12 protein-coding genes are annotated in these 13,526 nt (G+C 36.8%); 11 read left to right on the top strand and 1 reads right to left on the bottom strand.

Translation table 11 applies throughout. The features are described 5' to 3' along the window. The first annotated feature begins 208 nt into the window (after nt 1-208). From IGJ02_RS11500 to IGJ02_RS11465, 8 genes are all read left to right on the top strand, one after another. Nucleotides 209-1,084, top strand: a complete 876-nt coding sequence (locus IGJ02_RS11500; protein WP_010763063.1) for a YitT family protein — start codon at nt 209-211, stop codon at nt 1,082-1,084. Between the two features lie 333 nt (nt 1,085-1,417). Continuing rightward, nucleotides 1,418-2,455, top strand: coding sequence for a sugar-binding transcriptional regulator (locus tag IGJ02_RS11495; RefSeq protein ID WP_430602080.1), 1,038 nt, complete (start codon nt 1,418-1,420; stop codon nt 2,453-2,455). A 40-nt stretch (nt 2,456-2,495) separates the two neighbouring features. Continuing rightward, entirely contained in the window at nt 2,496-3,497 is a 1,002-nt protein-coding gene (gene gap / locus IGJ02_RS11490; RefSeq protein ID WP_010763065.1) for a type I glyceraldehyde-3-phosphate dehydrogenase, read from the top strand. A gap of 135 nt (nt 3,498-3,632) precedes the next feature. Next, on the top strand, nt 3,633-4,826 hold the full coding sequence (locus IGJ02_RS11485) for a phosphoglycerate kinase (RefSeq protein WP_010763066.1): 1,194 nt from the start codon (nt 3,633-3,635) through the stop codon (nt 4,824-4,826). A gap of 171 nt (nt 4,827-4,997) precedes the next feature. Then, nucleotides 4,998-5,753, top strand: a complete 756-nt coding sequence (tpiA, locus tag IGJ02_RS11480) for a triose-phosphate isomerase (RefSeq protein ID WP_010763067.1) — start codon at nt 4,998-5,000, stop codon at nt 5,751-5,753. A gap of 158 nt (nt 5,754-5,911) precedes the next feature. Beyond that, a complete protein-coding gene (gene eno, locus IGJ02_RS11475) occupies nt 5,912-7,210 on the top strand; it encodes a phosphopyruvate hydratase (protein WP_010763068.1) in 1,299 nt (432 codons plus the stop codon). A 165-nt stretch (nt 7,211-7,375) separates the two neighbouring features. Then, nucleotides 7,376-7,774: a hypothetical protein gene (locus IGJ02_RS11470; RefSeq protein ID WP_430602079.1), complete on the top strand. Its 399-nt coding sequence runs from the start codon at nt 7,376-7,378 to the stop codon at nt 7,772-7,774. 73 nt (nt 7,775-7,847) lie between these two features. Beyond that, a complete protein-coding gene (locus IGJ02_RS11465; protein WP_430602078.1) occupies nt 7,848-9,233 on the top strand; it encodes an aldehyde dehydrogenase family protein in 1,386 nt (461 codons plus the stop codon). A 56-nt stretch (nt 9,234-9,289) separates the two neighbouring features. On the opposite strand, the gene IGJ02_RS11460 is transcribed toward IGJ02_RS11465, so the two are convergent. Then, nucleotides 9,290-9,781 carry a DUF3955 domain-containing protein gene (locus IGJ02_RS11460; protein ID WP_430602077.1) on the bottom strand — a complete coding sequence of 164 codons (492 nt, stop codon included), beginning with the start codon at nt 9,779-9,781 and terminating at the stop codon, nt 9,290-9,292. Nucleotides 9,782-10,124: 343 nt separating this feature from the next. Here IGJ02_RS11460 and IGJ02_RS11455 point away from each other — a divergent pair, with 343 nt between their 5' ends. From IGJ02_RS11455 to IGJ02_RS11445, 3 genes are all read left to right on the top strand, one after another. Beyond that, the gene (locus tag IGJ02_RS11455) at nt 10,125-10,832 is read left to right on the top strand and encodes a DUF975 family protein (protein WP_010763072.1); all 708 of its coding nucleotides are present in this window, start codon (nt 10,125-10,127) and stop codon (nt 10,830-10,832) included. Nucleotides 10,833-11,017: 185 nt separating this feature from the next. Then, nucleotides 11,018-11,977, top strand: coding sequence for a DUF4822 domain-containing protein (locus IGJ02_RS11450; protein ID WP_010763073.1), 960 nt, complete (start codon nt 11,018-11,020; stop codon nt 11,975-11,977). A gap of 78 nt (nt 11,978-12,055) precedes the next feature. After that, the gene (locus tag IGJ02_RS11445) at nt 12,056-13,519 is read left to right on the top strand and encodes a sensor histidine kinase (RefSeq protein ID WP_430602076.1); all 1,464 of its coding nucleotides are present in this window, start codon (nt 12,056-12,058) and stop codon (nt 13,517-13,519) included. Nucleotides 13,520-13,526 lie beyond the last annotated feature (7 nt).

The following is a 13,526-nucleotide window of genomic DNA, read 5'->3' as shown; positions in this document are numbered from 1 at the left end:
AGTTTGTATAACTAGATCATAGCTGAAAAAAAATAGTTTGTAAGCGTTTTTCTTGTATGTGCAACGCGTTGCAAGATTATGAAACACCAAAACAAAAATAAAAAAATAACCATACTTTTCCTCTAATTAAACGATTGTGCTTTTTTTCCTACCCTAAAGCACGTATAATGAGAATCAAATGAATCAAGTAAAGTGAGGCTGCTTCTACATGAAAAAATTCTTTGAAAGTTTACCTGTCCACGATTACACGACAAAACTTTCAGTGTCGATCGTCTATGCGATCTTGGCATCTGTTGCGATGAACTTCTTTTATCAACCAGGAAACATTTATTCTAGCGGGATTACTGGATTGGCCCAAATTTTAACCACTTTATCAACAAAGGTTGTAGGATTCAAAGTGCCGGTCTCCATTACGTTATATGCGTTGAATATTCCGTTATTTTTCGTAGCTTGGCTCAAAATTGGTAAAAAATTTACGATCTTTACTTTTTTGACCGTTACATTGACATCGATTTTTATGCAAATCGTGCCGCAAACAAGTCTATCTAACGATCCAATCATTTGTGCGATTTTCGGTGGAGCGGTGATGGGATCTGGAATTGGATTTGCGTTAAAAAATGGCCTTTCTTCTGGAGGGTTGGATATTTTTAGCATTACAATCCGTAAGAAAACTGGCCGCTCAGTGGGGTCGATTTCGATGTATTTTAATGGATTGATTATTTTTGTAGCTGGTTACTTATTTGGTTGGCAGTATATGTTTTACAGTGCGCTATCTATTTTTGTGAGTGGAAAAGTGACAGATGCAGTTTATACGAAACAAAAAAAGATGCAGGTCATGATTATTACAAAAAATCCAGATGCGGTTATTGATGGGATTCAGCAAAAAATGAGACGAGGTATCACGATCATTCATGAAGCAGAAGGTGCTTATCGGCATGATAAACAGACGCTTTTATTAACCGTTGTAACGCGCTTTGAACTGCCGTCTTTAGAAGCGGCCATGAAAGAATCTGATCCGTCTGCATTTGTGAGTATTTCGGATAATGTAAAAATACTTGGTCGTTTTTATGAAGAGGATTTATAGAAGTTATAGGAAGTTAAGAAATCCAGATATTACTCTGGATTTTTTTGTTTGATGTAAATTATGGGACAAAGTTTTTAATGCACAGGTTCTTTTAAAGAGACGTAACCAATAATTAATTTAAAAGTAGAGATGGCTAATTTCAAAAAAATAATCTCTTTTTCTTGAAAAGAGAAGTGAAAACTGTTAAACTAAGTTTGTAAGATTGAGGGGCGCTTTTAAGACTGTTAATAGAATTTAACAATGTGAAAGAAGAACGTCAATCCTATTTTTTTAAAGTTCATAGGTCGTTTTAAGTCTTACTTGGACGTTTTTAGACCAACGAAGGAGCGCATCATGCTAGATGAATTAAAAATGATTGAAGCAGTTGCTCCAGATTTGCTCGATGTAATGCAGGAAAGGTTTCATATTCTTCGTAATATTTACTGGATGCAGCCTATTGGACGTAGAAGTCTATCTGATAGTATGGGGATTACAGAACGGGTTTTGAGAACTGAGACCGATTTTCTGAAAAACTTACAACTGATAGAAACTTCTAAAAGCGGAATGGCATTAACTGAAAAAGGCTTAGGAGTTTATCAAGGATTAGAGTCAGTAATGAATCAATTACTTGGTATGCATCAAGTCGAAAAAGAAATCAGCCAATATTTTGGAATCAAGCGTTGTATCGTTGTAGCAGGCAATAGTGACAATCAGGAGAAAGTACTTTATGAGTTTGGCGATATTTTGACCGATTCATTGGATTTACTCTTACCTGAGGGTGATAATATTGTTGCCGTTATGGGCGGCACGACAATGGCTTTGACCGCAGAACATATGGGGACACTAGAAACGGAAAAACGACATAATTTGTTTGTTCCAGCTAGAGGCGGAATCGGTGAAGCAATGACGGTTCAAGCTAATTCAGTAAGTGCTGTAATGGCAAGTAAAACTGGCGGCCACCATAGAGCATTATATGTACCAGAGCAATTAAGCTTAGAAACATATAACTCGCTGCTACAAGAACCATCGATTCAAGAAGTATTGACACTGATCGAACAAAGCAATTGTGTTGTTCATAGTATTGGACGCGCGTTGCATATGGCCGCTCGCCGTAAAATGTCGGATGATGAGATGGTCATGTTAAAGCAAAATAATGCTGTAGCAGAATCTTTCGGTTATTTCTTTGATGAAGAGGGCGAAGTCGTATACAAAATCCCTCGAATCGGACTTCAGTTAAAAGACGTACAAAAAATTTCGAATGTCGTTGCAATTGCAGGTGGGAAATCTAAAGCCAAAGCAATCCGCGCTTACATGAAAAATGCACCAAAACAAACGTGGCTCATCACAGATGAAGCTGCTGCAAATGAGATTTTAAAAGGGGTAACCCTTTAAAATAAAAAAATTTTTGATTTTCATAAGGAGGAAATCTTTAATGACAGTTAAAGTAGGTATTAATGGATTTGGACGTATCGGACGCTTAGCATTCCGTCGTATCCAAGATGTAGCAGGAATCGAAGTAGTAGCAATCAACGATTTAACAGATGCTAAAATGTTGGCTCACTTGTTAAAATATGACACAACTCAAGGACGTTTCAACGGAACTGTTGAAGTTCATGATGGATCTTTCAACGTTAACGGTAAAGAAGTTAAAGTTCTTGCTAACCGCAACCCAGAAGAATTACCATGGGGCGAATTAGGCGTAGATATCGTTCTTGAATGTACTGGATTCTTTACTTCAAAAGAAAAAGCTGAATTACACTTAAAAGCTGGTGCTAAACGTGTTGTTATCTCTGCTCCAGGCGGAAATGACGTACCAACAATCGTTTACAACACTAACCACGATATCTTAACAGGTAAAGAAACAGTTATCTCAGGTGCTTCATGTACGACTAACTGTTTAGCTCCTATGGCTAAAGCTTTACAAGATAACTTTGGTGTTGTTGAAGGTCTTATGACTACAATCCACGCTTACACAGGTGACCAAATGACTCTTGATGGACCACACCCTGGTGGAGACTTCCGTCGTGCACGTGCTGCAGCAGAAAACATCGTACCTAACACTACTGGTGCTGCTAAAGCAATCGGTCTAGTTATCCCTGAATTAAATGGTAAATTAGACGGAGCTGCTCAACGTGTTCCTGTAGCAACTGGTTCATTAACTGAATTAGTAACAGTTCTTGACAAAAACGTAACAGTTGAAGAAGTAAACGAAGTGATGGCTAAAGCAGCTAACGAATCTTACGGATACAACGAAGATCAAATCGTATCTTCTGATATCGTAGGTATGACTTTCGGTTCATTATTCGATGCTACTCAAACTAAAGTAATGACTGTTGGCGACAAACAATTAGTGAAAACTGTTGCTTGGTATGACAACGAAATGTCTTATACTGCACAATTAGTTCGTACTTTAGAGTACTTCGCTAACTTATAAGATTCGTTCTTATCATTAGTGAAATTTGAACAACTGTGAAATAATAAGCGGGGAAGCATCGCGCTTCCTCGCTTTTTTTATAAGGTTAAGAAAATCATTCTTTTCAAAAATAAAATTAGATAGGAGTAACTTTTAATGGCTAAAAAGACTATCAAAGATGTAGACTTAAAAGACAAAAAAGTTCTTGTACGTGTTGACTTTAACGTCCCTTTGAAAGATGGCGTGATCACAAACGATAACCGTATCGTTGCAGCACTTCCAACAATCAAATACGTAATCGAAAATGGTGGAAAAGCAATTTTATTCTCTCATTTAGGTCGTGTGAAAACAGAAGAAGATAAAGCTGGCAAATCATTAAAACCAGTAGCTGAACGTTTAGGCGAATTATTGGGCAAACCAGTAACTTTCGTTCCTGAAACTCGCGGAACTGAATTAGAAACAGCTGTTAACAACATGAAAGACGGCGACGTTTTAGTGTTTGAAAACACTCGTTTTGAAGATATCGATGGTAAAAAAGAAAGCGGAAATGATGCTGAATTAGGTAAATATTGGGCTTCTTTAGGCGATGTATTTGTGAATGATGCATTTGGTACGGCACACCGTGCGCACGCTTCAAACGTAGGAATCGCTTCAACTGGTATTCCAACAGTTGCTGGATTCTTAATGGAAAAAGAAATCAAATTCGTTGGTGAAGCAGTAACTGCACCAAAACGTCCGTTTGTTGCGATCTTAGGTGGCGCAAAAGTTTCAGACAAAATCGGTGTGATCGAAAACTTGATTTCTAAAGCAGATAAAATTCTTATCGGCGGCGGAATGACTTACACATTCTACAAAGCAAAAGGAATCGAAATCGGTAACTCACTTGTTGAAGAAGATAAAGTTGCTTTAGCAAAAGAATTGATCGAAAAAGCTGGTGACAAACTAGTATTACCAATCGATTCAGTATGTGCTAATGAATTCAGCAATGATGTTGAAACAGTCATCACTGATGGCGAAGCTGTACCAGAAGGTTACATGGGCTTAGACATTGGACCTAAATCAATTGAATTGTTCACTAAAGAATTAGAAGGTGCAAAAACAGTTGTTTGGAATGGACCAATGGGCGTATTCGAAATGAGTAACTTTGCTAAAGGGACAATCGGTGTTTGTGAAGCAATCGCTAACTTAGCAGACGCAACAACAATCATCGGCGGCGGCGATTCAGCTGCAGCAGCAATCCAATTAGGCTTTGCTGACAAATTCACTCACATTTCAACAGGTGGGGGCGCAAGCTTAGAATTACTAGAAGGTAAAGAATTACCAGGATTAGCGGCAATCAACGATAAATAAAAAAAGTTGAACAAGCAGTTTAGACCTTGAGCGTTAATGGAAAAAAATATAGCGATGTTTTTCATCGCGAATTTTAGTCCATTAATGCCGATAGGTCTAGCTTGTGAAACTGGATTGGTATAACCAATCCAAACTATGTCATATCATAATAAGAAAAGGATGTGCTTTTCCATGCGTAAACCAATTATCGCTGGTAACTGGAAAATGAACAAAACTGCTTCAGAAGCGAAAGCTTTTGCAGAAGCAGTAAAAACAAAAATTCCTGCTAATAGTGCGGTTGATTCAGTAATCGGTTCTCCTGCTTTATTCTTACAAGAATTAGTAGAAGCGGCTAAAGGAACTGAATTAAAAATATCTGCACAAAACTGCTACTGGGAAAACTCAGGTGCATTCACTGGTGAAACATCTCCAGCGGCTCTTGCAGATTTAGGTGTTGACTATGTCATCATCGGTCACTCTGAACGTCGTGAGTATTTCCACGAAACAGACGAAGACATCAACAAAAAAGCCAAAGCAATTTTTGCAAACAACATGACACCAATCTTCTGTTGTGGTGAATCTTTAGAAACATACGAAGCAGGCAAAACTGCTGAGTGGATCGAAGGCCAAATCACAAATGGTTTAGTTGGTTTATCAAATGAGCAAGTATCTTCAATGGTCATTGCTTATGAACCAATCTGGGCAATCGGAACTGGTAAATCTGCTGATGCAAACATCGCGGATGAAATCTGTGGCGTTGTACGTTCAACTGTTGAAAAATTATACGGTAAAGAAGTATCAGAAGCTGTACGTATTCAATACGGCGGTTCTGTAAAACCTGAAAACATTGCTGAATATATGGCAAAAGAAAACGTTGATGGTGCTTTAGTTGGCGGAGCAAGCCTTGAAGCTGATTCATTCTTAGCATTATTAGATGCAGTTAAATAATCACGTCTTATAACAATATACGCAATTAATCGAAGTTTCATTGAATAATCTATGAATTATGCAAAAAATGTTTGCATAGCGCGCGTTTATTCACTACAATCATAATTAAGGGAATCGAATCCCCTTAGTATAAAACAAACTCAAAGGAGAGACAAAACATGTCAATTATTACTGATGTTTATGCACGCGAAGTCTTAGACTCACGCGGTAACCCAACAATCGAAGTAGAAGTATACACTGAAAGCGGAGCTTTTGGTCGTGGAATGGTTCCATCTGGAGCTTCAACTGGTGAATACGAAGCAGTTGAATTACGTGATGGCGACAAATCTCGTTACTTAGGTAAAGGGGTTGTTAAAGCAGTTGACAACGTGAATAACATCATCGCTGAAGCAATCATTGGCTACGATGTACGTGACCAAATGGCAATTGATAAAGCAATGATCGATTTAGATGGAACTCCTAACAAAGGTAAATTAGGCGCAAATGCTATTCTTGGTGTTTCAATCGCTGTAGCTCGTGCTGCTGCTGATTACCTAGAAGTACCTTTATACCACTACTTAGGCGGATTCAATACTAAAGTATTGCCAACTCCAATGATGAACATCATCAATGGTGGATCTCATGCTGACAACAGTATCGACTTCCAAGAATTCATGATCATGCCTGTAGGCGCTCCTACATTCAAAGAAGCTTTACGCTACGGTGCTGAAGTATTCCACGCATTAGCTGGAATCTTAAAAGCTCGCGGATTAGCTACTTCTGTAGGTGACGAAGGTGGATTTGCTCCTAACCTTGGTTCTAACGAAGAAGGTTTTGAAGTAATCATCGAAGCAATCGAAAAAGCTGGCTATGTACCTGGTAAAGATATCGTTCTTGCTATGGATGCTGCTTCTTCTGAATTCTACGATAAAGAAAAAGGCGTTTACGTTTTAGCTGATTCAGGCGAAGGCGAAAAAACAACTGAAGAAATGATCGCATTCTACGAAGAATTATGTGCGAAATACCCAATCATCTCAATCGAAGATGGATTAGACGAAAATGACTGGGATGGTTTCAAAAAATTAACTGTTGCATTAGGCGACAAAGTTCAATTAGTTGGTGACGATTTATTCGTTACAAACACAACTAAATTAGCTGAAGGTATTGAAAAAGGAATCGCAAACTCAATCCTTATCAAAGTGAACCAAATCGGTACTTTAACTGAAACATTTGAAGCAATCGAAATGGCGAAAGAAGCTGGCTACACTGCAGTTGTATCTCACCGTTCAGGTGAAACAGAAGATTCAACAATCTCTGATATCGCTGTTGCAACAAACGCTGGTCAAATCAAAACTGGTTCTCTATCACGTACTGACCGTATTGCAAAATACAACCAATTATTACGTATCGAAGACCAATTAGGCGAAGTTGCTGAATACAAAGGCTTGAAATCTTTCTACAACTTAAAAAACAAATAATTTTTAATTGATCATAAAGCAAAAAGGGACAACTGATTTTTTCATCTTTTCTCCTTATACTCATACGTAAAACACCTCTTGTTTTAACAAGAGGTGTTTTTTTGTCTCTTTTTTCAGTTATACTGATAGTAATTCAATCGCCATTTTAAAGGAGAGGATAACGAAATGGAAAAGTTTTTAAGGGGTATATTTATAATCGGTCTTTCAATTATCTTAACGGCCTGTTCCTCCAATAAGAAAGTCGAAAAAGTTGCTAAAAAAGCTGTAGACAAACGATTGGTACATAAATTAGCAGGTTCTTGGCTAGCAGATAGTTATGATTATGGAAACTATAAAATAGTCTACGAAGAAAATAGGTTGATTTTCAATTCAACCGAATTAGAGATTGACTATACAAAAGAGAATAAAGTTTTTACACATAAACAAAAAGATAAAACAGTTCATTACATTTTTGAAGTAAAAGAAGATGAACTGATTGTTTATCCTAGCTATGAAATTGAGCAAAATAGTGACGAACTAATGGTGGGTGGAGATTTAGCACCAATCCAGCTGAAAAAGACATGAACGATATATGAGGAATGATTATCAAAAAGAAAAAATCGGTGCTATACTTAAAAGAAAAAGAGGAGGACCTATCATGAATCAATCAGATCTCCAAGCAATTATGAAAAAGCAACGCACTTTTTTTAACACAAACCAAACAAAATCGATTTCGTATAGAAAAGAACAACTTGAGCGGCTGCTAGAAAATGTTAAAAAACACGAAGAAGATTTCTATTGGGCTTTTGAAAAGGATCTTAAAAAACCTAAAGCAGAAGTATACGCTACCGAATTAGGTCTAGTTCTTTCTGCCATTAACGATATGCTCAAAAATCTGGATAAATGGACGAAACCTGTAAACAAACCAAGAGCAATTTCATCTTTATTAAACAAAAATACGGTTTTCTTAGAACCTTTCGGAACGGTTTATATTATCGGCCCTTTTAATTATCCCTTACAATTGACATTAGTTCCGTTGATCGGTGCTCTCGCTGCGGGCAATTGTGCTATTGTAAAACCATCTTCAAAAACACCGAATGTAGCAGCAGTGATCGGAGCAGTTCTTGGAGAAACATTTGATGAGGAATATGTCAAAGTGCTATCGCCCAATTCTATTGATAATGCGTCAGTTTTAAAAGAGCCTATGGATTTCATCTTTTTTACAGGAAGTACTAAAGTCGGGAAAATTGTGATGGAAGCTGCGGCCAAACACTTGACGCCAGTTGTCTTAGAACTTGGAGGAAAAAGTCCAGCGATCGTAACGGAACAGGCTGACATAGAAATTGCAGCTGAACGAATCATTTGGAGTAAATTATTGAATACTGGTCAAACATGCATTGCAACAGATTATGTCTTAGTGGATGAAAAAGTCAAAAACCAATTCATCAAAGCCTTGAAAGAAAAAATTATCGAATTCTACGGTCAATCGATTCAAGAAAATCCAGATTATGGTCGTATCGTTCAGGGCTCAGCGATTGATAAGTTTATCCAATTAATCGAGGAAAATCGTCACTCACTTATTTATGGAGGAGAGTATGATCAGAAAACAAGATTTGTTGCGCCAAGTCTATTTGATATTGGCTTGACTCGTGAGAATAGTTTGATGGAAGAAGAATTATTTGGCCCTTTATTGCCAATCTGCACATATAGTCAATTAAGTGAGGCCATTCAATTTGTTAAAGAAGGGGAGAAACCTTTAGCAGTATATTTATTCTCAGATGATAGAACAAGTCAAAAACAGATTTTACATGAGCTTTCTTTTGGTGGTGGTGGAATCAATCAAACGATTCTTCATGTAGCCAACGATGATTTACCTTTTGGAGGAGTTGGTGCTTCTGGAATGGGGAATTATCACGGGAAATATAGTATTGAAACATTCTCTCATAAGAAATCGGTTGTTTTTGGTAGAAAAGACTCAATGGCAAAATTGATTTATCCGCCTTATGATCAGAAGAAATTCGATTGGATCAAACGTTTATTGTAAATAGAATAGAATAAAGCTTAAAGCGCAGATTATTTAAACTTGCGCTTTAAGCTTATTTAGTTTGTTTTCTCTGCCTTTATACGGACAATCTCTATGATAAATCTAATCCCCGTTACTAAAAAGACAATTATTCCCGCAAAAAGGAAAAGAAAACCAATCGGTAAAAGGTAAAAATTTTCGTGTAAAATACCTGTTGCATCAATATATTCTACTGAATTCATTTTGATGAAAAAACAGGCAAAACCAAAAAACAGCAGAAAACTCCCAATCAATGTGGTGATCATATTTAGTTTTGCTCGTCTTGTCTTGCTACCATCCTTGATTAGCTTTTCAGTCATATTATTCACATTACTTCCTCCTAGAATCAATTCATCAAGCGAAATATGAAAAATACTAGAAATCAGGATCAATAATTCAAGATCGGGAAGATTCCGGTTATTTTCCCAGTTTGAGACCGCTTGTCGGGTCACATTCAAACGGATCGCAAATTGTTCTTGTGTTAACTGATTTGTTGTTCTTAACTCTTTAATCTTGTCTCCAAATTCCATCGTCTAAATTCCTTTCGTTAATGTACCTTAAGCATAAAGAGATATCTTGTTATATTCAAGAAAGCATAGCTTGCAGCCTGAATAATATAGAAGGAAAGAGTTGCTTGCATCGCCAGTTTAGCTGTGAAAATGCAGTTTTGGTGCTTATTAGATCCAGTCGAAGTAGCAAATTTTTTCGTATAAATAAATTATAGCATCTCTAATTTATAATAGGTTGAATAAGGTAATTTAATTAAAAATGGAATAATGTGTACCAAATAAAAAATGGTAAAATGCATATGTTTTCTTTTAAGATGCTTTGTTTGTTATACTAAAATTAATGAAACGAAAGGAGGAAAATTTTATGAAAACAAGAGCTGAACTAAAAAGTGAAGCGAAAGACGTTTTACGTGGACGTTGGAAAGATAGTTTGTTGATGTGTTTGGTACCAACATTAGTTTCAATTGCGATCGGACTACTTATATTTTTTCTACTATTATTACCAACCATCACATTCGTTCAAAACAACCCTGATTTTGTAAACGGCACTTCAAGCTACGAAGGTAGTTCTGGTGGCGGCGGTGGAGGTTTCTTTGGGAGCATTATAGGTGCGTTGTTTAGTGCTGGTATTTCTTGGACATTCCTTGATCTTTTAAGAGGAAAAAAACAAAAAATCACCCCTTTTTCAGATGCATTCCGCGGTTTCGCAGGACCTGTGATTTTAGGTGTCATTTGTATTAGTCTATTAACACTTGTCTTTGTTACACTTTGGTCACTACTATTGATTATCCCAGGAATCATCAAAGGGTATTCGTATTCACAAGCATATTTTGTATATTATGATGGCTATGAAGAAACGGGCGTACGTCCAGGATTTTTAGACTCGATCACTCGCAGTAGAAAGCTTATGAAAGGCTATAAAGGACAATTGTTCTTATTAGACCTAAGCTTTATCGGTTGGCATATCCTAGCAATGTTGACATTGGGAATCGGTTATTTATGGTTAACGCCATACATCACTGCAACCAAAGCAGCATTTTATGAAAACTTACCAAAAACAATAGCAGTTTAAACAAGTGAAAGTATAAGTAAAACTAGTTTTTAGTTTTGCTTATACTTTTTTATTTTGCCTTAAAAAGGAATGGAGGATTGTTTATAATTTGTTTATTTTCTTGTTAGCACCTGTTTATTTGTACCCTTTATACTAAAGATAAGCAATAAGAAGTTATAGCTAATTACAGGAGGGAGCAAGAAATCATGAACAATAAAAAAATCATTGTAGGAGTATCAAGTTTAGTCTTATTATTAGCAGGATGTAGCGTTGGTGCACAAGAAACGTTAGGGACAAAAGGAAGCAGTCAACAGCAAACAGAACAAACAAAAAAAGGAAACAACAAAACCAAAGGGGACAAATTAAACCACATTTTAGGGAAAACGAATTGGCAAGGTACGAAAGTTTATGACAAAGACAACAATGACCTGACTGCTGAAAATGCTAACTTTATTGGTTTAGCTAAATACGATGCTGAAACAGGACGCTATGAATTTTTCGATGCGCAAACTGGTGAAAGCCGAGGCGATCGTGGTACGTTTTTTATCACAAATGATGGAACTAAAAGAATCTTGATTTCAGAAACAATGAATTATCAAGCGGTCGTCGGCCTGACTGAACTGACAAATAAAAAATTCACCTACACAAGAAAAGGCAAAGACAAAGCTGGAAATGAAGTAGATGTATTTGTGGAACATATCCCGTATAATAAAGAGAAGTTAAGTTTTACTGAAGACGAAAAACCTCTGAATACAACGACTGGAAAAATTGACACCAAAAAAGATGGCGCTAAAATTTTAGGCAAAACATTATGGAATGGGACAAAAGTCTTGGATGAAGCGGGTTCTGATGTTACTGAGAGCAATAAAAATTTTATCAGCTTAGCGAAATTCGATGCTGATACAAACAAATATGAATTTTTCAATTTAGATACAGGCATTAGTCGTGGTGATTTTGGTTACTTCGATGTTTTGAATCATAATAAAATTCGCGCACATGTCTCAATCGGTCAAAATAAATATGGTGCAGCACTTGAACTGACAGAGCTTAACGATAAGAAATTCACCTATAAACGAATGGGGAAAGACAAATCTGGCAATGACATTACAGTGTTTGTCGAACATGAACCATATGCTGGGCAATTCAAACCAGCATTTAGTTTTTAAGAAAACATCCAATAAAAATGCAGGTGTTTGATTTGATTGCATCAATTGTTTTAGCGTGAATAAGTAAAGGAGAATAACATGACTATAAAAAAACGTTTCCTTATTTCATATATTGGCGGTATTGCGATTGCTTGCGTATCATTAGTTTCAATCATCTGCATTGTTTTTTATGTAACCACAGGAAAAATTCCCAGTCCTGGAACGCTTTATAAAACATTTACGCAGCAGCGTTCATTAAGCCCAGAAGAAGAACTTGCTTATATCAAATTACGCGGCATAGCCAAATCAGATCCTGATCAGCTACTAACACCAAGTGGCGAGTTAAAAGATACGATCCAGAAATTTGAAGCTGAGTCATTAGGTGTTGTTGTGCGTAAACAAGAAACGATTGCTTATTATTCGCAAGAGTTAGTTGAAAAGTCATTGGTCGTTCATTTTCCTAAATTTGATGCGAATAATATAGAAACAAGAGGAACGATCGACAATGCCGGACGCTTGTACCGGTATATGAAGTTTGATTTTTATTTTAGCGACAAAATACCAGGTAGTTTATTGGTTTTAAAGAAAGAGAATAATTTTCTGGAATTCATGACCAAGTGGGGCGTGTGGGTCATTGTCGGGATCGTCCTCATTGCGATTGCAGGCTTACTATTTTTAAATCATTTATTAAAACAAACAATCATTCGTCCGTTGGAAAATTTAGGTGCAGGAATGTCTGAAATCAGGAAGGGTCATTTGGAAATCTCGATGACTGATTCTACGAAGGAAACAGCATCGGAAGTGAAACAATTAACAGATGATTTTGAAAAAATGCGGGAAGCCTTGATTCATTCAACTGAGGAGCAAGACAAACTTGAAAATAATCGCAAAGAGCTCGTCGCAAGTATTTCACATGACTTAAAAACACCCATCACATCGATCATCGGTTATGTGGAAGGGTTGTTAGACGGAGTCGCTGACACACCAGAAAAACAAGCAAAATATTTACAAACGATCCATACAAAAGCCATCTCATTGAACGAGTTGATCGAAGAATTATTTCTGTATTCAAAATTAGATGCTGCGGCCATTCCTTTTCATTTTGAAAAAATCAATATCAACGAATTCTTACAGCATATTATTGAGGAATTCCAGTTGCAGGATAATCAGGTTTCACTACGATTATCTAATCATCAAGAAATCGCGTATTATGTCTTAGCTGATCGGATGCAGTTGAATCGAGTATTTATTAATTTAATTGAAAATAGTTTGAAATTTAAAGCTAAGGACCGCCCGCTTGCAATTCAACTCGACATTTTTGAAACGGAACAAAGCGTGGCCATTCAACTAGCAGATAATGGTCAAGGGATTTCAAGAGAGCAGTTGCTGTATGTTTTTGACCATTTTTATCGAGGAGAAGAAGCTAGACCAACAAATACGGGAGGTAGTGGTTTGGGACTGGCCATCGTCAAACAGATTATTGAGATACATGAAGGAGAAGTTGAGATTGAAAGCGAACTTCACCAAGGAACAACGGTTACGATTTTATTGAAAAAAGTCTGAGGAGGAC

The organism is Enterococcus sp. DIV0724b (assembly GCF_050531475.1).
GTDB classification, from domain to species: domain Bacteria; phylum Bacillota; class Bacilli; order Lactobacillales; family Enterococcaceae; genus Enterococcus_L; species Enterococcus_L haemoperoxidus.
The sequence above is the reverse complement of the archived record's forward strand: the minus strand, read 5'-3'. Positions and strand labels throughout refer to the sequence as shown.

What these genes read in the sequence shown, in the direction of transcription:
- IGJ02_RS11500 (WP_010763063.1), top strand. Translation starts at nt 209, where the DNA reads ATGAAAAAATTCTTTGAAAGTTTACCTGTCCACGATTACACGACAAAA.
- IGJ02_RS11495 (WP_430602080.1), top strand. Translation starts at nt 1,418, where the DNA reads ATGCTAGATGAATTAAAAATGATTGAAGCAGTTGCTCCAGATTTGCTC.
- gap (WP_010763065.1), top strand. Translation starts at nt 2,496, where the DNA reads ATGACAGTTAAAGTAGGTATTAATGGATTTGGACGTATCGGACGCTTA.
- IGJ02_RS11485 (WP_010763066.1), top strand. Translation starts at nt 3,633, where the DNA reads ATGGCTAAAAAGACTATCAAAGATGTAGACTTAAAAGACAAAAAAGTT.
- tpiA (WP_010763067.1), top strand. Translation starts at nt 4,998, where the DNA reads ATGCGTAAACCAATTATCGCTGGTAACTGGAAAATGAACAAAACTGCT.
- eno (WP_010763068.1), top strand. Translation starts at nt 5,912, where the DNA reads ATGTCAATTATTACTGATGTTTATGCACGCGAAGTCTTAGACTCACGC.
- IGJ02_RS11470 (WP_430602079.1), top strand. Translation starts at nt 7,376, where the DNA reads ATGGAAAAGTTTTTAAGGGGTATATTTATAATCGGTCTTTCAATTATC.
- IGJ02_RS11465 (WP_430602078.1), top strand. Translation starts at nt 7,848, where the DNA reads ATGAATCAATCAGATCTCCAAGCAATTATGAAAAAGCAACGCACTTTT.
- IGJ02_RS11460 (WP_430602077.1), bottom strand. Translation starts at nt 9,781, where the DNA reads ATGGAATTTGGAGACAAGATTAAAGAGTTAAGAACAACAAATCAGTTA.
- IGJ02_RS11455 (WP_010763072.1), top strand. Translation starts at nt 10,125, where the DNA reads ATGAAAACAAGAGCTGAACTAAAAAGTGAAGCGAAAGACGTTTTACGT.
- IGJ02_RS11450 (WP_010763073.1), top strand. Translation starts at nt 11,018, where the DNA reads ATGAACAATAAAAAAATCATTGTAGGAGTATCAAGTTTAGTCTTATTA.
- IGJ02_RS11445 (WP_430602076.1), top strand. Translation starts at nt 12,056, where the DNA reads ATGACTATAAAAAAACGTTTCCTTATTTCATATATTGGCGGTATTGCG.